1 protein-coding gene (only partly in view) is annotated in these 22,255 nt (G+C 74.4%); it reads left to right on the forward strand.

Annotated features, from left to right (window positions below):
• A protein-coding gene (locus ABT001_RS20940) for a lonely Cys domain-containing protein (protein WP_351279571.1) crosses the window boundary here: on the forward strand, positions 1-22,216 show its 3' portion. Its footprint begins 16,172 nt before the window's first position; 22,216 of the gene's 38,388 nt are visible here — the last part of the coding sequence; its start codon lies off the left edge, out of view; it ends in the stop codon at positions 22,214-22,216.
• Positions 22,217-22,255: the final 39 nt, after the last annotated feature.

The following is a 22,255-nucleotide window of genomic DNA, read 5'->3' on the forward strand; positions in this document are numbered from 1 at the left end:
CGTCGCGGACGGCGACGTGGCGCCCGACAGGGTGAATCCCGCGTGGGCGTCCTCGTACGTCCGCCGGGACGACCGGCCCACCGGCGGCGACGGCGGCGGCCCGCTCCCCGGCCACGCCTACGGCAGCGCGCTCGCTCTCGATCAGCCGGACGACCCGCGCCGCGACGCGCTGTCGGACGCCGCGAGACGGATCGGGGTCAACGAGCACGCGTGGGCCGGCGTCGGCGAGGGCTACGTCGTCCAGTCCGTCGCGTCGGCAGGCGACCAGGGCCAGCCGAGCCTGGAACGCAACTACGCCAAGCCGCAGTCAGGCATCAGCCGCTCGCACTTCGGCTACCACTTCTCCACCGTGGTCCTGGCCAGCGAGGACGGCAGTCACCAGATCTCCCTGGAGAACCACGCGCGGTCCTCGCAGCGGAGCGCCCGGCACCGCGGGGAGGCGAGGGCGAATCTGCGGGTGCACAACCTGAAGGCTCTGCGGGAGGCCGGGGCGAGGCTGCGCGGGGAGATCGAGCAACGACAGGAGGCCGGCGCCGACGCCGACGAGCACCTCACCGAGCTGCGGGCCCATCTCGACCTGACGCTGGCCCTGGCACGGGCCAAGCAGGCCCAGGCGGACATGCGCGCGGCGCCCGCCGGCTCTCCGGAGCGCGCTGACGCCGAGCGGACACTGGAGGGCGCCACCCGCACCGCGGCGCAGCGCATCGGCCAGCTCGAAGGGGTCATCGCCGGCAAGAACCAGTGGTACATGCGGATGTACTCACAGCGGCCCGGCGAGTCGGCCCACGACACCAACGCGGAACTGCTGGAGGAGAGGCCCGCCGCCGAGGCCAACCCGCTGACCGCCGTCGTGCTCCGAGGCCAGCAGGCACTGCCGGTGACCGTCTCCTTCGAGAAGGGCGCCCAGCAGACGCCCGACGGCGCGAAGCACCCCTTGCGGTACCTCGCCGGGATCGTGGCCAGGACGGCGATGTGGAACACCGCCAACGGGCTGCCGCTCCCGGACGTCAAGGTCACCGGGACGCGCAGTGGGCTCCTGACCGGCCGGGACCTGGCGAAGGCCCGTGCCGAGGCCGTGGTGGCCTCGTTCCGGCAGGAGCTGGCCGAGGCGCTCGCGGCGTTGCAGGACGGCACACCGCGACCGCACCTCACCGCCGACGCGGTCACGGTCGATCCCGGCTCGGAGCGCGGACGCGGGTCCGCCACCGCCGACCCCGGCGCCGGCGCCGTGCACATCACGGTCGACGACCACCGCGGCGGACTGCGGGAGGTCGCCACCCGAGGCGGCCCCCGTGGCTCCCGGTCCGGGGGCCTGCTGGGCGGCTCGCCCGACGACGGCCTCGACCCCGTGGCGGAGCAGTGGCCGATCGGACGCCAGGTCACCCTCATGCGGCCCCGCTTCGGCGGCGTCGACCCGTCCTCCGTCGTGCCCGCCGCCGACGTACCGACCACTGACGCACCCGCGGCGGACCTGCCCGGTAAGGGCAAGGCACCGGCCGTGGACGACGCGACGGCCACCACGGACCCGCGGCCGGGCCGGTGGTCCACGTACACGCGTCCCGCCGAGTCCCGCTCGGAGCCCTTCCGTTACGAGGTCGCCGACACCGGGCACATCAGGCTCCCGGACGGGACGGAGATCCCGCCCGCCGGGTGGACGCGGTTCGGCCACGACTTCGTCCACGAGGGGACGGGCGCGATCCTGCGGGGCGACAGCGGCTGGATCGGCCGCGTGGCCAACATGGACACCCTGTCGGTCGTCATGGCCGATCTGGACCACGACTCGGCGCCCCACCGGATCGTGGCGGACACCTCGGCCCTGTACCTGGTGCCGGAGGACGTCGACGGCGCGGCCCTGCGCATCCCGCTCCGGGAGACCACCGATTCCACCGCGCCGCCCCGCGCCCGCCTCGACGACAGGCCGCGCATCGTCGTGCGCTCGGCCTTCGACGTGCGGCGCTTCACCCACGGCGGCGAGACCGTCACCGACCTCACCGTGCGGCTCGCACTCCGGCCGGGCGACGGGCAGGCCGACACCGACGCCGCCCTGGCGCGCGTGCTCGAAGGCGTGGAGGAGTTCTACAACCGGCCGGGACACAGGCTGCCCAACGGTGACCGGCTGCACGTCACCGTGGAACCCCCCGGGCCGGGCGAGGACCCCCATCTGACGGTCGATCTCGTCGGCCGGGACCAGCCGATGAACCAGCGGGCGTGGTGGGCCGACGCCGATCCGGTCGAGTTCGCGCACGAGCTGGCGCACCAGCTGTTCCTGCGGGACGAGACGCGCGACGCGAGCAACCCCGGCCGGCTCCACGCACCCGGCAGCCTGCTCGGCCCGTTCGACGAACAGGCCCCCGACGGCCTCGCACAGAGCGGTCTGCGCCCGCGCCACCTCCAGCTGTGGGCGGCGGTGGCCGGAGACATCGAGCCGCACACCTCTCCGGAGGGAGCGACCTGGGCGGACGCGCGGAAGAACACGCCGGCGGAGATCCGGGAGCCGGCCTGGGTCGACCCGGTGTCGCTCCCGACGGCGTCCCCGCAGACGGGTCCGGACGGCGCGGTGCCGCCACCGCTGCCCCCCGGAAGGGACCTGCCCACGCTGGCCGAGGCATCCGACGAATCGGAATCCGAATCGGACTCCGACGACGACGAAAGGCCGTTCTGGGCCGAACCGGCATGGCTGGACACGCTGTTCGGCACCGAGCGCGGCACCGTTCCGCGTGCCCGGCTCCGGGAGACCTCCGAGGCGCTGTACGAGCTCGTCCGCGAGGAGGCGGAGACGCACCCGACGGCGCGGTCGCTGCGCGACGGCCTGAATCGCGCCACCCGGTACGTCCTGCACATGGGGCGCGGGACCCGGCCGGGCCCCGCGGACTTCCTGCAGCTCGGCTCGCTGGCGCTCGACGCCTCCTCGGACGACCTGGCGGGCGTCGGCGACCTCGCCCACTTCTTCGTCGACCAGCAGATCCTGACCGGGCAAGGCGCCCTGGACGAGGGCACGCTGCTGCTCGACGACGAGGGCAACGCCACCGGCCGCGACTACACCGGACCGGGGCAGCCCACCCCGGAGCTCGCGTCCTACGCCGTGCGCGGCAGGGGCAGGGTCATCCCACGGCCCGCTCCCTGGCAGAACCCGTACCTGGTCGCGGCCGACGCGGACGGCCGCGGCGTCGGGATCACCGCGCCGGGGCGGAGCTTCCGGGTCAGCATCGCCGAGGAACTGGCCATGCTCATCTCGTACGACTCCCGGAGGCCCCGTGGCGCGGACATCGTCCTGGCGCTGCCCCTGGAGCACGCCGCGACCGTCGCCACCCTCGTCGCGGGGACGACGGGCCGCCGCGTCTGGTACCCCGAAGCACCGGTCGGCCTGGCCACGCATCCGACGGCCGGGACCCGCCACCTCATGCTCGAGCTGAGCGAGGACAACACCGGCGCGGGCTGGGCCTCGGCCGCGCCGTCCGCCGACGGCGGGCTGCCCGGTGCCCGGGACCTCAGCGGTGAGGCCGACACCGTGAGCGTGGCCGACCCGGACGGCGAGGACGACCCGTCGGACGGCGACGACGTTCCCGCGGACGTCGACCAGGGCGTACGCGAACGACAGATCGAGGCGCGCCGTCCCCGGCCGCTGACGACACGCGACTACGGAGTCATCGACAAGCGCGGCACCGGGATCCTGTTCACCCAGCCGCTCCCGCGGTCCGTGGGGGAGGTCCGGGGCGGCACCGGCCCCGACGCGCTGGTCCTCCCGCGCCAGGACCACGGGACCGTCCCCATGGCCGACCGGCCGCCCCTGCACATCTCCGATGACCGGTCGCTGGCGACGCTCGCGGCCGAGGACGGCACGACCGGCCGCAGCCGGCAGGTGTACGCCACCCGTGCGGCGATCGAGCGTTCGTCGGCGCGGCTGGCCGGGGCGGGGATCCGGCTGAAGGCCGACGAGTCGACCGGCGTCCTGCTGCCGAAGGAGGACGGTTCGTACGGTGAGCCGCTGTTCCGCGTGGAGCCGGAGTTCCTGACGGCTTCCGGCGGTTCGGAACACGCCTTCACACGGGACTTCGCCCAGATGGTGGCCGGCGCGGAGAGCGCGCCCCTGTCCCACATCGCCTTCCGGGGCCCCACCGGCGACGTCGTCTCGACGGCCCCGGTGAACGGGCAGCACGGCCGGGAGGTCACCGGAACCCACCACCTGGCGCAGGCACTGACGGAGGTCGCCGAGGGCACCCGCTCCGCGACCGACGTCACCCCACGCTGGGCCGCCCGCCAGGCGGGCCGGGACAAGCGCTTCACCGGCGGCGTGGTGGGCGCCCCCACACCGGGCGAGCGTTACGGGCGTGCGCTGAGCCACGAGCCGCAGGACAACCCGCTGCGTGCCCCGCTGGCCTCGGCCGCGCGGCGCATCGGCGTCAACGAGTACGCCTGGGCGGAGGTCGGCGAGGGCTACCTGATCCAGTCCGTCAGCACCACGAACGACGGCGGCGCGCAGCTGTTCACGCACAACCACGCCGAACCCGGCGACCGAGTCGGCCCGCACGCCCCCTACCACTTCGCGCAGGTGGTGCTGGCCAGCGAGGACGGCACCCACCAGATCACGCTGGAGAACGAGACCCATTCCGGGAGCGGGATCCCGTCCGAGCTCCTCGACGACGTCATCGACGAGAACCTCGACCGCTACAGCGAGGACGAACTGACGCGGCTGGCCCGCGACGCCGAGAAGCGGGTCACCGAGGCGAGGCGAGGCGGTGCCGACCAGGCGGAGACCGACCGCATGGAGGGCTTCGCGCGCGTGGCGAGGGCCCTGGCCGACCTCCGTCAGGCGGAGCGCATTCCCTGGTACTTCGACGAGGGCCGGCCCGAGCACGCGTTGGCGCTGCGCGAGGTGGCTCAGGCGCGCTCACGTGCCAGGGATCTGATCCGGGACGCCGCGCCGGTGATGGACAACAAGGACCTGTGGTCCTTCCGGGCGTACAGCAAGCGGCCCGGCGAGTCGGCGCACGAGGTCAACGCGGCCCTGCTGTCCGAGTCCTCGCCCGCGGTGGCCAACCCGCTGACGACGGTGGTGCTGCACGGCCACGCGCCGCGTTGGCACCAGCAGACCATCCGCTTCGAGGAGGGGGAGCACGGCTTCCCCTCCGACGCGGACGGCGCGATCGACGGACTGGCCCTGTCGCTCGCCCGCGCGGGGCTCTGGAACCGGGCCCACGGCCTGCCGATGCCGGCGATCACCCTCACCGGGCACGGCAACCGCTCGCAGTCCAGTGGCCAACAGCGGGCGGACGTCGTCGCCAGGAAGCTCGCGGCCAAGCTGGCCCAGGCCCTGGACACCTTCCAGGCCGACCTGAGCGGGCCACGCGTCGGCGTAAGGGACTTCGGCCTCACCAAGGCCGCCAAGCGGGTGCGCAGCGCCACCGACCCGGCCCAGGGGCGCACGGTGACGATCGAGATCGACGATCACCGCCTGGTCCCGCCGGGGACGTCGGAACCCGCCACGCCCGCAGGGGAACCGGCCCGCTCCGAGGGACCCGCCCCCGCCCGGCCCTCCGGACCCGCGCCCGCCGAGCCCCCGCCCCTCCCCGAGCGCGCCCTTTCCCGGCCGCCGGACCGCTCCGCACAGCCGGACCCGGAACGCAGGAACAGCGGGGCACCTCCGTGGGTCCTGGCGCGCGTCCGGTACGCCGAGGAGTCCGAGGCCTTCGACAGGAGGCTGGGCGAGTACCTGGCCGAACACGAGGCGGTCACCGCCGAGTACCGGAAGATGGCGACCGCGGCGTGGACGAAGGCGCGCCAGCAGTATCCGCGCGCGCTGGCGACGTTCGGCGACACCAGCAAGTTCAAGGCGGGCGCCGTCGGAACCTCCCGCGCGGCTCTCCAGGGGGTGCTGAGGAACGGCAACCTGCGGGAGCTGGTGGCTTTCCTGTACGAGGGCATCTCCAACGATCTCGTGCCGGAGATGCTCGGTGGTCGCGAGGAGCAGCATCCGGAGATCGCCGAGGAGCGGCCGAGCCGACGCCCGCAGGAGGTCTATGCCGCGTACATGCGGCGCGCCATGGAGATCCAGGCGTCGGACATGTCCCCTGCCGAGAAGGCGGCGGCGGTCAAGGAACTGCCGCATCCCGTGGCGAATCCGGCACGTCCGGAGGACGCGCGTCCGCCGCTCAGCGAGGCGGAGCGCCGGATCGCGGTCGACGAGGCCGGGTTGACCTGGATGCCGGCGACGACGGTGTACGACCTCGCGATGAGTTCCGACTTCCAGGGGCGTTCCGAGGACTCCGGCGGCCTGGTGGCGACCGGCACCGCCGGGTCCACGTACCGCTTCATGCTGCACGCCGCCCGCATGCGGGACCAGTGGGGCCTCGACCTGGACCTCGGGCTGATCCGGGCCGGGATGCTGGCCATCTCGCTGACGGTGGGCCATCACACCGCCCACGAGGTGATGCGCGGAGCCCAACTGGCACTGAACGACGTGCCCGGCCACGACCCGGCCCTCGACTACACCGACAACTGGGGCCGGTACTGGAACATCTACCCGCTCGACGAGGCCGAACTGCGGGAGAACGTCGCGCGGGACGGGCTCTTCCCCGACGAGCACGCCCAGGCGCTGCTGGACGAGCTGGAGCCGGAGCGCGTCACGGGCACCGTGACCCGCCTGGACGCCGGCAGCACCACGCTCCCGCACCGCCCGATCCACACGCGGCCCGTCGCCACCGAACCGAACCGCCCGGCCCCGCAGATGCCGAACGCGTCCGGCGCTCCCGCCACCGGTCAAAGCACCTCCGTCACGCCACAGGACGTCCTGCCCGACGACGCGGAGCGGCACCGCGAGGCGGTCCTGGACGCGCTGCACGGCCTGGGCGCCATCAACGCCGTCGGCCGGGAACAGGCCGCCGTGGCGCTGGAGCGCCTGGACCGGCTGCGGTCGGCGGACCCGCAGATGCGCGGCGGTTTCCTGGACCTGGACGCCCTGGTCCGCCGGGTGCTGCTGCTCGACCCCACCGACACGGTGAACGCGTCGGCGCGCGGCGCCCTCGTACGGCTGGTGACGGCCCCGTTCGCCGCCGGCGCCGGCACACTTCCCGCCCTGTCCGCCGCCTACCTCGCGCAACGGGGCGCGTTCCACGCCGACTTCAGGATCAATGACGCCCAGGGCCGCCCGCGCGGCTGGAACTGGCTCGGCCGGCCCCTGCCGGCCGACTTCGATCCCGGCACCACCGGCCGGATCTCGCGCACCCCTGACGGTGCGACCGGCCACAGCGGACCCGAGACCGCGCCCTGGCTCCCCGCCCAGGGCGACCCCGACCCGTACCTCGTGATGGTCGGCGGCCGGTCCGACGCGGTCGTGGTCCGTGGGCTCGGAGGTTTCGCGCGCCCCGTGACGCCCGAGGTCTTCCACGAGCTGATGGCCCTCGACCGGAACATGGCGGCCCGTCCGGGGCCCCTTCTGCTCCACGTCGCCCGGCCCACCGCCGCGTCCCTGGACCTGCCGCGCGGGCTCGCCGACCGGCTCGGCCGCGAGGTCTGGGCCACCACCGGCCGGTCGGAGATCGGGCGCCTCCCGGGTGCCCCGGACCGCTCGGTGGTCCTGCTGCTGGACGAGGAGCGGCAGGCGCCCCGTGGCCAGTGGTTCTCCAACATGCCCGCCACAGCGTCCACCCCGCCCGTCGGCGCGGACGAGGGCCAGGTCAGTGCCCTCTCCATCGCCCATCACGGCAACCGGTCCACGGGCTACATCTCGATGGACCTCGCCGATTCGAAGGACGGTGGCTGGCTACGGACGATGACGCACAGCCGGCTGGGGACGGTCACGACCTACACCCACCAGCGCACCGCCTACGACCTCAAGGGCCCCACCGCCCCCGTGCCGTGGACCGCGCTCGGCCTGCCGGCACCGTACTTCCCCAACAACCACGGTCTGCCGGGCTCCGTCACCTGGCACACGCCGGACGGGGAACGGACCGACGACGGACCCCAGTTCGCCCGCAGGCTCGCCCGCCGCCGCAGCCTCGCGACGCTCGCCCCCGAACACCCCGTGGCGATGCTCGTCTGCTACGCGGCGGCGCCCCCCGGCATCGGCGAGACGCCCGGGTTCCACATCGTCGGCGCTCCGCCGTTCGTGCCCGACCCGCTCTCGGCCCTCGCGGTCGGCCAGCACACGGCCAACGAGACGGGCCGCACGGTGTTCGCCACCACGCTGATGAACTCCGCGGTCCAGCCGAAGGACGGTACGCAGGACGCCTACATCGCCCTCCAGACCGACGCGCGTGGCCGCGCCTACCCGTGGGTCATGTTCACGCCCGAACCGGCCGGGGACGCCCTTGACCGGAGGGCCCGCGACGCCGGACTGCACCACGGGCCCGGCCCCGCCCCCGAGGCGGCGCGGGAGCGGACCCTGCGGCTGGTCCGTGCGCTGCGCCAGATCTTCGGCACCACGGTGGACGACAGCCCGGAGTACCCGGTACTGCTGCGCGGCATCGGCGCGCTGGACCGGATGCACCAGGCCGATGCGGGCCTGAACCGCGACGGTGCGCGCGAGTTCACCCTTGACCTGTACGGACAGATCGTGACCCGGTACCTCGCGGGCGGGCTCCCGCAGGGACAGGCCCCGCAGTTCACGCCGGACGGCCACCGGAGCCTGCTGGCGGAGGCGGCGCGGCGCTGGGACGCCGGGGCGCGCGGCCCCCTGACCGACTGGATCGCGCTGCCGCACCTGGCCCACATGCTGGCGGACCTCGCAGCCGCACCGCAACGCGAGGACGTCGCCCGCCGCGTCCTGGGACTCGACGTCTCGGCGCCGGTGGGGGAGACCGAGTGGTCACGGCTGCTGTGGGCGTCGTTCAAGGTCGCCCTGGTGACAGGGCAAACCGATCAGGGCGCGTTCGCCGCAGCGGTGCTGCACCTGCCCGCCCCCGACCCGGCGCGGTTCGGCGAAGCGGTCCTCGTGGCACGGCAGGCGGCGGCCGCGGGCCGCGACCCGTGGCAGCTGAGCGAGCTGGCCGCCTACCACCTGGAGCAGCAGGGCGCGCTGGAGTCCGACCGGCTCCTGGCGGACGACGACGGCGACGCCTGGGGCAGGGCGCTGGACGGTACGTCCCGGCCGCAGGGCACGTTCGACCACAGTGTCGTGACCCTGCTCGGGTACGCGCCCGACGGCTCGCTCGTGCCCGTCGGCACCGAGCCCGCGCCCTGGACGGCCGACCCGCACCGCCCGAGGCCCTTCGTGTACGTCGCCGACGGGGACGCCGGCGGTCTGCGGATGCAGGGACCGGTATCGCCCGCCGAGTTCGGCGAACTGGTCTTCAGGGACCCGGATCTGCTGAACGAGATCGGATACGCCGAGGTCATCGCCGTGGTGCCGCACGGCAGGCCGTCCGGCGGCAGGCCGGTCGAGGGCAGCATCCCGGCCGAGGGCGCCCGCAACTCGGCCCGGAACTGGTGGGCCACCGACGGCGCCACCACGCTCCACCACGACCCCACGACCGATACGTACACCGTCGCGGTGCTGCCGGGCCCGGACGGACAGCCGGCCACGACGGGCGGCTGGGGACGGGTCATGGCCTCCGCGGGCGACAGCGCCGACCCCACGGCCATGGCGTCCAACGCACGGACGGCCCGTACGCCCGTGGACACCGGCGCCGCCGCGGAGCTCGACGCGGCCCGGGACACGCACGCACAGGCGCTGGCCGCGCTCGGAGCGCTGGCCGCCGAAGCCGCGACGACGGAGCGGATCAGCGGCGACGAGACGGTCGTGGCGGACGCCTGGGCCGAGGTCGACGAGGCACGCCGCGCCGTGGAGGACGCCGCGGCACGGCTGTGGACCCTGGGCGTCGCTCCGGACACGCTCGGAGCGGCAAGGGACACCGGCACCGACACGGACGGCGCCGCACCGGCCGTACCGAGGGACGCCGCCGAACGCCGGTGGGTCGCCGACCAGGTGACCGAGGCCGACCTCCCGCAGGCACCGCCGCCCCCCGCCGAGGACGAGACCGTCGGCCTGCGTGAGCTGACCGCGGCGGGCATCACGCCCTCCGTCGGCCAGCGCACCGAGATGATGCTGCGCGGCGACGACCGGCTGCCCGCGGGTGAACTGACGCCGCTGGACCTGGCCCGGGTGCGGATGGTGCGGCCCGACGCCTGGACGGCCGCGACGGACACGGTGGCCGCGCACGTCTCGCGGCGGCTGTGGGCACGGGCGTACGCCCGCTTCGCGGACGCGGCGCCCGAGGGCACGGACGCGGCCGGCGCCGACCGCGCCTGGGACGCCGCCGTCTCCCTGGTGTTGCCGGCGGAACCGCACGACGTCCTCGCCGACTCCCGGTACGCCGGGGACGGCTTCCGCGACGCGGTGCGCCGGGTCGCCGGCCACCTGCTGGACACGGGGACCGGCACCGGGGCCGTACCGGCCTCCGCCGCGGCACTGGCCGACACCCTCCGCTCCGGCCTGGGCCTGGGGCCGCGCTGGACCGCGCCCGCCACGGGTCCGACGCCGGTGCCGGCGGCGCAGTCGGGGACCGACGCCGACATGACCGACCTCGACCTGTCGACGCTGGACGGCATCGATCTCGGCCCGATCGACTCCGGTGACTTCGACCTGTCGGCCTGGAACGACCTCGACACCGGCGACTTCGATTTCGACTTCGATTTCGACTTCGGTACGACCGGAACAGGTCTCGACGACCTGGGCCTGACGGGTCCGGACGCGACCGACGTCGACATGACCGGTGTCGAACCCACCGGCCCGGACATGACCGCGCTGGACACGGGCCGAGGGCAGCCGGTGTTCGCCGCGCCGGTGACCGCCGCGTCCGGCCGACCGCTCGCCCGCCTGCCCCGGCTGAGTCTCGTGACGTACGCCCACGGCGAGACGCGTCCCTCGGCCGGTACGGAGGAGAGCGTCGAACGGCTGGCGTTCCAGGTCGCGGAGACCGGTCTGCGTAACCTGCGCACGCGGGTGCCGCTGCCGAAGATCGACATCGCCGGGTACGGTGCGGACGCCCGCCAGGCCGGCACCGCACAGCAGCGGGAACAGGCCGCCCGGCAGCGGGGTGACCGGCGCGCGCGGACCGCGCGTGACCTGTTCGCCGGGAAGCTCGACGACGCGCTGCGCGCCCTCCAGACGAACCTGCCGGAAGGGCGGACGCCACTGTCCGCGAGGGACTTCAAGATCACGTCGCGTGGCCGGGCGCGTCTGCCCGGCCGGAGCGGCACCGCGGCCATGTCCGACGCGGTGAGCCGCGCGGAGCTGGGCCGGCAGGCCACCATCGTCCTCACCTCGCCGGGACACGCGGCGGCGGTCGAGACGCTGGACGCGCTGCGCCGCGACGACGCCACGCTGCGCGCCGGGGAGTTCGACCTGGACGCGGTCACCCGGCGTATCCGCCGCCTCGGCCCGTCCGCGCTCGTCGACACGAAGATGCACAGGGACCTCTACGCGACGGTCGAGCGGGCACTCGCGGCCGGGCGGGCCGGCGGACTGGCCTCCCTCACGGCGTTCGCACTGGAGGAGGGGGGCGTACTCGCCCCGGACCGCGCCCGGTACGTCACCATCGGAGGCAGCCGAGTGGCGGGCCTGAACTGGGCCGGGTCCGACGTCGCCGAAATGGAAGGCCTCTTCGTCGACGACCTCCAGGAGGACCAGGCGGGCGGGCTCACTCCGAGTGGAATGACGAACTTCGCCCCCTGGGCGTGGGAGGTGACCCCGTACACCGTCCTCGCGGAGGGCGGCCACGACACGGTGACGGCGCTGCTGCCCGACGGAACGACGCGGGATCTCGATGTCGACGAGTTCATCGAACTGGTCGCGGCCGACCCGGCGTTGCAGGGCATGCCGGCCGTGGCCTCGATCGTGCTGGCCGTCCCGTTCGCGGGCGACCGGTATCTGGAACTGCCGCGCAAGCTCGCGGAGCGCACCGGCCGCACGGTGTGGGCGCACAGCGGCCTGGCGCGGCGCAACCCCGATCCGGCGGCGTCGAGCACCGTCGCTGTGGTCCAGCGGGACGGGATGCCCCACGGTTCGTGGGTCCCGGTCCGGCCCGGCCTGGCGCCCGACGCGGACGACAGCGCCCCGGACTGGCACCGCGACGTGGTGTCCCAGCCCATCGTGAGCGCGCAGACCGGGCAGCAGATCGGCCGCAGCCTGCACCATCCCGGTGAGCTCACCGAGTCGTCGCGCGGGGACAACTTCAACCGCCTCGACCAGATGACGCTGTACGTCCACTTCAACCGTGCCACCGGTACGTACTCCGCCAAGCTTCCGCTGGCCGACCCCGGACCGAAGGACAAGGCGTACCACCTGGCGGGCCACGGGCTGCCCGGCAGCCTGATGCTGCCCCTGGCCGAAGGCGGGTCGAGGACGGCCGGCCGGCACGAGGCGGGGGAGTGGCTGCGGCGCCGCAAGAGCCTGTCGAGCCTGCCCGCCGACCACTGGATCGACATGGTGGTCTGCTACTCGTCGGCCCCGCAGGACAGCGCCGTGCAGGACCTCTCGCAGGTCGGTGACTCCTTCCCCGTACCGTTCGCCGCCGATCCGCTCTCGGACGACGCCCTGTCCCTGGGACAGCACCTGGCGAACGTCACCAGGCGCACCGTCCGGCTGTCCCACGCCCTGCAGGGGGTCTTCACCTACCAGGACGACCCCGTGCGGGTGCTGTTCACCGACGCGAGCGGACAGCAGTGGTGGTGGGACACCAGCCGTCCGGAGCCCGACGAGGCCGAGCTGGACCGGCTGGCGGCGACGGCCGGGTTCACGGGTGAACCGTCGCCGGGGAGCCGGGCCGAACTGCTGCGCCTGGTAAGGGCGCTGAAGCTGGTCCTGGGGCACGACGTGGAGGACGACGCCGACTTCGCGACCCTCATCCGCGGAGCCGGTGCGCTCACCAACATGTGGCACTCCGATCCGTACCTCAGCGGGACCGGCCCGTTCTCCCCGGACCTGCTGCGCCGGGTGGTCGCCGCCCACGGGGAGGCCGCTTCCGGTGTGGACCGTCAGGCCACCCGCCGCGTACTGGCCGCGGCCGCACAGGCCTGGCGTGACGGACCCTCCCTGCCGGTCAGCGGGTTCGTCGACCTGCCGGTGCTGCACTCCGCCGCCCGGTGGCTGCAGGACACCGCGGTGGTGGACGAGGCGGCCGTCTCCGCCCTGGGGCTCTCCGGTCCCGACGACGTGGGCGACGCCGAGCGGGCGCGGATGTTCTGGGCGCGCGTCAAGGCCGAGGAGACGCTGGCCGGCCCGGACGCGGACGCCCTCAGCTCGCGGATCCGGCACCTCGACCCCGGCACCGAGGTGAACGGCACACTGCGCGGCGAGGCACTGACGGTGCTGACCCGCGGGTTCGCCGCGGGCCGGAACATGACCGACCCGGACGTGGCCGCCGCGTACGACCTGGAGGCGCGCGGCGCCTTCGGCCGGCCCTCGGTGTCCACGGCCATGCGGTCCGCCACGGGCGGCGGCCGGGACTGGGCGAACCTGTCGGCACCCCAGCCGGGACTGGCCGAATTCCGGACACCGGGCGGACTCACCGACGCCCCGTGGGCCGGACAGGACGTGTACGGCAAGGACAAGCCCGTCCCGCACCTGGTCCTGGCGGACGTGGGCTTCCAGGACGACGGCCGCGTCCAGGTGAGCTTCGACGGTGCCACCTACGAGGTGACTGCGGCGGAGTTCGCCGAACTGCTTGCCGCAGACGTGGAGCTGACCCGGAAGGGGCTGACCGTCCCCGTCCTCCTGATGCTGACCGGACTCGGCGGCCCGGCGCCCGGTGTCGCGGAGGTGATCGCCCAGCGGCTGGGCCGCAGCGTGTGGTGGAGCCCGTTCCCGGCGGACCTGTCCGGCAGGGACGACGCAGGCGTCGCGGTGCCCACGCTCATCGACTCGCTGCTGACCCTGACCAGCCCGACGGTCGCCGACTGGCGGGAGGCCCGGCCCGTCGACCTGGCCGGGACCCAGGAGGGCCCGCGCCCCGTCGAGCCGCCGCTGCCCGCGGCGCCGTCGTCCGGGAAGAGCCCCACGGTGGCGGCGACCTCCTCCACGGTGAAGTCCCGCTCCTCGGCCGGAGACCCCATGCAGGGCGTGGAGATGACCTCCGTGCCGACGCCCACCACACCGGTGTACACGGCCCCGGCCGGCCCGCAGGCGGCCCGGCCGCTGCCCGTCCTGCCGACGCGCGCCCTGGTGGCGTACGGGCCCGGGGAGACGGCCCCGTCGGCGCAGGGAGCGGACACCCTGCGCCGGCTGGCGTCCCAGGTGGCCGCCGCCGGGCTGCGCAACCAGCGGGCCGGCGCGGCGCTGCCGCGCGTCGCCGTCACCGGGTACGGCGCCGACGCGCGCCGGACGGACGGCTCGTCACACGTCAACGAGCAGGCCTCGGCGGGCAGACGGCGCGCGCAGGCCGCCCGCACCCTGTTCGAGCGGCTGCTGGCCCGTGCGCTGGACGACCTCCAGAAGGACGTCCCCGCCGGCGAACCGCGTCTGACCGCCGGGGACTTCTCGGTCGGGGCGAAGAGCCTGACCCGGGTCCCCGGTGACTGGGTGGGCACGGGGGCGCTCGACGGTGTGACCCGGGCCGCACTCGGTCGGCAGGCCACGATCGGCATCTCGCAGTCGCCGGACGCGGCAGCGGTGCAGACGCTGGACACCCTGCGCCGTCGGGAGCCCTCGCTGCGCGACCGCCCGCTGGACGTGGACGCGCTCGCCCGGCGCGTACTGCACCTGGAGTCCGACGCGAGCACCGGACCGGACGATCGCGCGGAACTGTTCGCGCTGGTGGAACGGGCCACGGCGGCGGGCGCGGCGACGAGCCTCGCCGCGCTGGGGGCCTTCCACCTCACCGATCTGGGCGTGCGGGCGCCGGGCCGCGCCCGCCACTTCACCGTCCAGGGCCGCCGCGTACCGGGCCTCAACTGGGAGGACGACGTCGTCGCGGAGCTGGACACCGCCCAGGGCGACGTACTGAAGGCCACCCCGTCCGGCTCGTACGACGTACTCGACACGGCGCGGGTCCCCTGGCCGCAGGGCGTGACCCCGTACGTCGTGGCCGCCGACGGTGCGCACGACCGGGTGGACGCACGGCTGCCGGACGACTCGACGGTCGAGCTGGACGTCGACGAGTTCGTGGAACTGGTCGCGGCCGACGTGGCACGGGAAGGACTCACGCGGGGCACACCGGTCGTGCTGGCGGTCCCCTTCGCCGGGGACGGCTACCTCGACCTGCCGCGCAAGCTCGCGGACCGTACCGGTATGACGGTGTGGGCGCACAGCGGCGAGGCGATGCTCAGCTCGGCCCCCGGCACGGCGAGCACCATCGACACCGTCCGCCGTTCCGGCGTCCCCCAGGGCGACTGGATCGCGAGCGAGCCCGGCCTGGCGCCCGACCCCGACGACGAGGCACCGGACTGGCACCGCGACGTGGTCACCCGGCCCATCGTCAGCTCGCTGAGCGGGAAGCAGATCGGCCGTGCCTCGCACCACCCCGCCGAGTACGCGAAGGACTTCGAGGACGAGGGCCGTCAGCTCGACCGGATGACGACGTTCGTGCACCACTACCCGGCCACGGACGGCATGTCCCAGGAGTACGACCTGCCGCGTCCGGGCCCCGAGGACACCGCCTACCGCCTGGACATGCACGGCGAACCCGGCGTCCTCCAGCTGGCGCTGCGGGACGGCACCGTCCGGCTGGTCGACGAGCGGGAGGCCGGGCCGTGGCTCAAGCGCCGCAAGAGCCTGGCGAACCTGCCCGCGGACCACTGGGTCGACCTCGTGGTCTGCTGGAGCGGAGCGCCCAAGGACAGTGCCGTGCCGGCCCCGAACACCGCGGGCGACGCCTTCCCCGGCCCGTTCGTTCCCGACCCGCTGCGCGACGTGTCCATGGGACAGCACGTGGCGAACTCCACGGGACGCACCGTTCGCCTGGCCTACAGCTCGCAGGGGACGAAGTCGGACAACGGCCGTTACACACGCACGCTGTTCGCCGACGCGCAGGGGCGCCACCGGGCCTGGGACCTGTTCCGGCCCGAGCCCGCGGGCCCCGCACTCGACCGTCTCGCCGAGGCCGCCGGATTCGGCCCGGCCGACGGACCCGTCACCGAGGAGACACGCGAGAGGACGCTGCGCCTGGTGCGGGCACTGCGGCTCACCTTCGGGCACGACGTGGACGACGCGCCCGACCACGACGCCCTGCTGCGCGGCGCGGCTGCCGTCGACCACATGTGGCGCGCGGACTCCGACTTCGACACCGCCGGCCCGTTCACCCTGGACCTCCTGCGCCGGGTGGTGGAGGCGCACCCCGACGCCGCGTCCGGTGTGAACCAGGACGTCACCCGGCGTGTACTGGCCGCCGCCGCCGAGCAGTGGTCGATGTGGCCCGGCGACCAGCTGGTGGGCTTCGTGGACCTCCCCGCCGTGGAGGCGGCCGCCCGGTGGATGGGGGACGCCGACCCCGAGGAGGAGGCGTCCACCGCCCTGGACATCGACGAGGACGCGGTCGGAGAGCCCGAGCGGTCGCGCATCTTCTGGGCCCGGGTCAAGGCCGAGGAGACGCTGGACACCCCGGGCCCGGACCGGGACGCGTTCGTCGCGCAGGTCCTCCATCTGACGCCCGGAGCACGGCCGGGCCTTGACGAACTCGGGGAAGCACTCGACCTGCTCACGCGCGCCTTCGCGGTGGGCCGCCAGGCGTCCGACCCCGACGTGGCGGCGGTGCACGACCTGGACGAGGCCAGGGTGTACGCCACGTCCGGTCTGCGCACGGTGCAGGGCGCCGCCCGCGGGCTCGGCCGCGACTTCACCGGCGGACAGCCGCAGTCGTACGTGGATCTGGCACAGTTCCGCACGTTCGCCGTGGTGGCGGACGCGCCGTGGACACAGGGCGGGCGCACGCGGGTCCCGTACCTGGTGCGGGTCGCCCCCGACGCGTCCGACCCGGAGCTCCTCCGGCTGACCTACGACGGCGAGTCGGCCGCCGTGTCCACCCGCGAGTTTGTGGAACTGCTCGCGCACGACCCCATGCTGACGCGCAGGGAACTGACCACCCCCCTCGTCCTGGCGTTCACCGGACAGCCCGACGACGCGGGCGACGTGGCCGAGCGGCTCGCCCAGCGGCTGGGCCGCACCGTGTGGTGGACCGACTTCCCGGCGGACCTGTCCGGCACCGGCGACTCCGGGCAGCCGGTGCTGACCATGCACTACTCGGCCGTCATGGGGGGTGCGCCGGGGGGCGGTGTCTGGCACGAGGCACGCCCGGTCCAGTACGCCGCGCCCAAGGACGCGCCCCGCCCGCTGCCCGCGCCGGTGCCCCGGTCCACCGGACGGGGTGGCACGGCTGCGGACACCGGGCCGCGGGGCGCCCTCACGCCGCGCACGCTGCCGTCCGACCCCGACTGGGCCTTCGCCCCGGCGACGGAGGCGGCTTCGGCACCGGCCTCGCCCGTGTCCTCGTCGGACTCGTCCGCGTCGTGGTCCACGGACTCGCTTCCGTCCCTGGGCTCCGTCGACGCGGCCTCGGACCCGCTGTTGTCCGGCGACACGCTGATGAGCGACGCCCAGGGCGCTCCGCGCGGCCGCGACTGGACCGGTACCGGCATCAGCGGCGTCGACGCCACGCGGATCCAGCTCCACGAGCAGCGGGGCGGTGAGCTGCGGAGGGTCTCCGAGGAGCCCGCCCCTTGGGGTGAAGGGGCGTACGTGGTGGCGGCCGAGGGCGGCTACGACGAGGCGCTGTTCGCCGACGGCCGTGAGCTGGACCCGCAGGCGGTGGCCGACCTGCTGGCAGCCGATCCCGTGCTCGCTTCGCTGCCGCTCGATGCTCCGGTCGTGCTGGCGAGCCCGTACGCGGGCGCCCAGTACGGCCGGTTGGCACGGGCCGTGGCTGAGCGGCTGGGCCGCAGGGTCTGGGCGCCCAGCGGCGACGGACGCCTCATGGAGCCCGAGACCGGGACCGGGACCGGGACCACGGACGCCGGGCCGGCCGTCCACGTCCTGTCGCTCGTCGACTCCGACCCCGACGACGCGTACGGCGACTGGGTGCCCTTCGACCCGCTCTCGCACGGAACGGCTCCGGCCACGGACCGCGAGTGGGTCACGGTCGACGGCGTCCGGTTCCGGGACAGCGACGTGGACACCCGCCCTCTGGTCGGGGCGGACCAGCGCTTCGAGGGACGGGAATCGATGCCCGACGACGGCCGCAGGCGGCTGCGCGAGCGGCGGCTGAGGCTGTACCGGGGCATGCGGGAACGCGCGCACGTCCTGCGCCTGGGCGACACGTTCCACACGGTCGGTGCCGAGGAGACCGCCCCGGACCCCGAGGCGTCGGTCTACACCTTCCACGCCCACGGCGTACCCGGCGGGCTGAAGCTGGCCGGCAAGGACGGCCGGGTGCTGCTGCTCGGAGCCGAGGACGGCGGACGCTACATCGGCGGGCTGCCCGAGGTGGTCGAGCGGGCGGCCGGGGACGAACTGCACGTCGCGAGCTGCTACGGCGCCGTGGCGGGCGACCCGCTGCGTCCGCAGTCCCTCATCAGGCCCGCGCCGCTCGTCGAGGACCCCCTGGAGGAGGTCGCGCTCGCGCAGCACGCCGCCAACAGCAGCGGGCGCACCACCACCGCCGCCACCGGAAGGACCGGCTACAACGACACCACGCGGCTGCTCGCGGCGACGCCCGACGGCACCTTGGCACGCATGGAGACGTTCCTGCCCGAACCGGTGCACTCGACGGCCGAGTTGAGCGAGACCGCCGGCCTGCGCCCCCTCGCACGTCGCACGGGCCTTCCCGCCTGGGACGACGAGGGGCCGCGAGCCCTGCGCCTGGTACGGGCCCTGCGGCAGGTCTTCGGGAACGAGGTCGAGACCGACCGAGGTGTGCCGGGCGGCCGTCACGAGCGGCTGCTGCGCGGGATCGGCGCGCTGGAGACGCTGCGGGCGAACGACCCGGCGCTGAGCGTGCTCACCCCGCTGCGCATGGAGCTGTGGCAGCTCCTCGCGTCGCCGCCCGACGGGAACGCCCCGGGGCCCGCCGACTTCGAGGCCGTGCTCGACCGCGCCCTGGCCGCACCGGGGGACGTGGCGCTCACCGACGCGTGGGACGCGCCCGCGCTGCGGGGCGCGCTGGACAGGATCGACACCGGCGGCGACGCCGCGGTGCGGGCGGTGCTGCGGATGCCCGCCGGTCCGCTCACGCCACGCGAGTACGCCCGCGCCCTGTGGGCGATGACCGGCGCCTCACAGCTGCTGGACGCCAGGACACCCGCGCGACGGGAGGAGCTGGGGCGTGCGGCGCTCCACCTGCCCGCCGAAGCCCGGTGGGACGCGTCCACGGAGGCCCGGCTGAGGGAGCTGGCCGAACAGGCCTTCGCCGCCGGGCGGAACTCCGGCCACCCGGGTGAACTCGCCGTCTTCCACCTGGAGACGCTGGGGGCGTTCGCCGACGAGGGCCGCATCCGCACGCCCGGCGGGCCCCTCCAGGGCCGCAACTGGGGGCCCGCCACGACCCCCGGCGGGCTGGAGCCCTCCCGTCTGTACGCCGACAGGACCGGCACCGCCGGCACCACCGGCTCGCTGGAGTTCGCCCCGTGGACCCAGCAGGGCGCCGCCGCCCCGTACTTCGTGTACGCGGACACGAACGACGCCGGTGCGGTGGTCCTGCGGCTGCCTGGCGGCACCGTGCAGGTCACCCCGGGGGAGTTCTTCGCACTGCTGGAGTCCGACCCGGAGCTGCCGCTGATCGACCAGCACCGCCCCCTGGCCCTGCTGGTGCCCCGTATCGGAACAGAACAGCTGCCCGCACAGCAGGACTTCTCCCTCACGAACGACCGGACCGTATGGAGCTACGACGGTGCGTTCACGGTGTCGGAGGGCGGCACGACGCGGCCGGGCGTCGTGACGGCCCTCGCCGCGGACGCGGGTCGGCCCGGCGTCTGGCACCGGACCGTCCCGAGGATGCCGTCCGCCGAACCGGCCGCCGCTCCTGGCACGGTGGACACCGCGCGGCCCGCCGAATGGAACGCGACCACCGCGCCCGCCACCGGCACGGCCCCGGCAGGGCAGCAGGCCCTGCCCTATTCCGCGGACGGGCAGTTCGACGGTCGGTACGAGGAGACGCTGGAGGCCTTCCCCGTGGCCGCCGCCACCGACCGGCACACCGTGTGGGGCTACGGCCAGGACGATGCGGAATTCCACGTGTTCGTGGCCGAGATCCCGTCGCTCGGACTGCGCGGCGAGTACAACTCCGAAGGCCCGTCCGCCGGTGGTGTCACGGACATGGCCGGCCGGGTGTACCGCGACGGCCCGGCCTGGGACTGGTATCTGCCCGGCCGTGGACTCGTCGCCTCCTCCCGCCTGTTGACGGACGGGGGCGCCGAGCCCGTACCCGTCGGCTGGGCCGCCACCGGACCGGTGAGCCCGACCCCGCCCGTCGACCCGGCCGTCGTCGCGGCCGACCCGGCCGCGCTGGCGGGCAGCACGCTCCCCGACGCGCTGTGGCGTGACCACGACGGCCCGCTGTTCCGCTTCAGTCCCGACGGGCCCGAGCAGGTCTTCCGCGAGGGGCTCAAGCCGTACGGACCAGAGATGGTGCACCTCATCGACCACGTCTACGGCGGCAGCGCCCTGGTTCCGAACACCGTCTTCGCGAGCGCGACCGCCAACCGTGACTACGTGCGCGACAGCGCCCGCGCCAACCCGATGGGTGCGGACGCGCTGCACCGCCGTTACCGCTGGCGCTACGACATGGAGGTGCCCGGCGGCATCGACGTGAACGCCACTCTGGGGCTGGCCTCGCCCTTCCCCGACCAGGAGGAGGTGCTCTTCCCCGGGGGCATCGACCGCCGGTACATCCGTGGCGTGCAACCGATGATGTACGGCATGCCGGTCGGGCCGTACGTCCCCAACCCGCACTTCGCGCCGCACACCGGAAGTGGCGGGGCGTCCGTCGTGGACGCGGACTTCGCCGGCCCGGTGCTCGAATCGTTCCCGGCCCTGTCCATGGACTCGGATTCGGATTCGGACTCGGACTCGGACTACGATCCGCGACCGCTGTTGTCGAGGGACGACGACTCGGACGACGACCCGGCCCCGCTGCCGCGGAGGCGGGAACCCTCCACGGACCGCGAGGGCACTCCGGTGCCCGGGAGCTCCCGGGCGGCCACCGGACCGGCTGACTCCTCGGAGCCCGACGAGCAGGCCGGGCAACTCGACGCGCCCCCCTGGGCCCTGGCACGGGTCCGTTACGCGCAGGAGGCCCTGTACTTCGAGCGGAGGCTCGCCGCGTACCTGAGCGCCAACCAGCAGATCAACGACGAGTTCGGCAAGGTCGCGCGGGCGTTCTGGGCGATCGCCCTGAACAACCGCACGGACTACCGGCTGTTCGGCAGCAGGAACGGCCTGAACGCCGGAGCCGTCGGCACCTCGTACGAGGAGCTCGCCCGGGTCGTGGAGTCCGGCAACCTGCGTGAGCGGGTGACGTTCCTGTTCAACGGCGTGGCGAAGGACCTCGTCCCGTACCTCATGGGAGGTGTCGAGCCACAGCATCCGGTGATCGGGGTGGAGCGGCGCGACCGGCACCGGACCGAGCAGCTCAAACGGTACGAGCGCGAGCGTGCCGAACTCCTCGCGGCCGGCCTGGACCCCGAGGACGAGGAGGAGGAGATGGCGGAGCTGGATGCGCTTCTGCAGACACCGCTGCTGCCCCACGAGGTCTGGCCCGCGCTGAGCCCGGCCGAACGGCGCCTGGCGGTCCGGGACGGGGTCCTGCTCTGGTCGCCCGCCGGGATGACGCACACCCTGCCGATGACCGCTGACTTCCAGGGGCGTTCCGAGGACTCCGGTGGCCTGGTGCTGACCGGCACCTCGGGCAGCGCCTACCGGATCGTCACGCACGTGGCCCGGCTCACCCGGCTCGCGGGCGTGCCCGTGGACCTCGGCCTCATCAGGTCCGGGCTGGTGAGCATCATGGTCGGTGTGGGCCACCACAGCTTCCACGAGGTGATGACGGGAGCCCAGCACGCCCTGGACGAAGCCGATCGCTCGGCGGCCTCGGTCTACGTCAACAACTGGGGCCGGTACTGGGACGTCCACCCGCTGTCCGAGGAGGAGCTGCGGGCCTTCGTCGCACGCGAGGGGCGGTTCCCCGACGAGCACGCCCGGGCGCTGCTGGCCCAGCTCGAGGCGGCCGGGCAGGCGGAGGAGAACCGGAGGGCCGCCGGAGCCGGGGCGGGGAACGACGGCCGTGCGCGGGAGTGATGAGATGTCCTCGTGTCTTCGTCTGCGAGCCGGGCATCC

The sequence above is a fragment of the Streptomyces sp. NPDC002793 genome (assembly GCF_040295485.1).
Classification (GTDB): domain Bacteria; phylum Actinomycetota; class Actinomycetes; order Streptomycetales; family Streptomycetaceae; genus Streptomyces.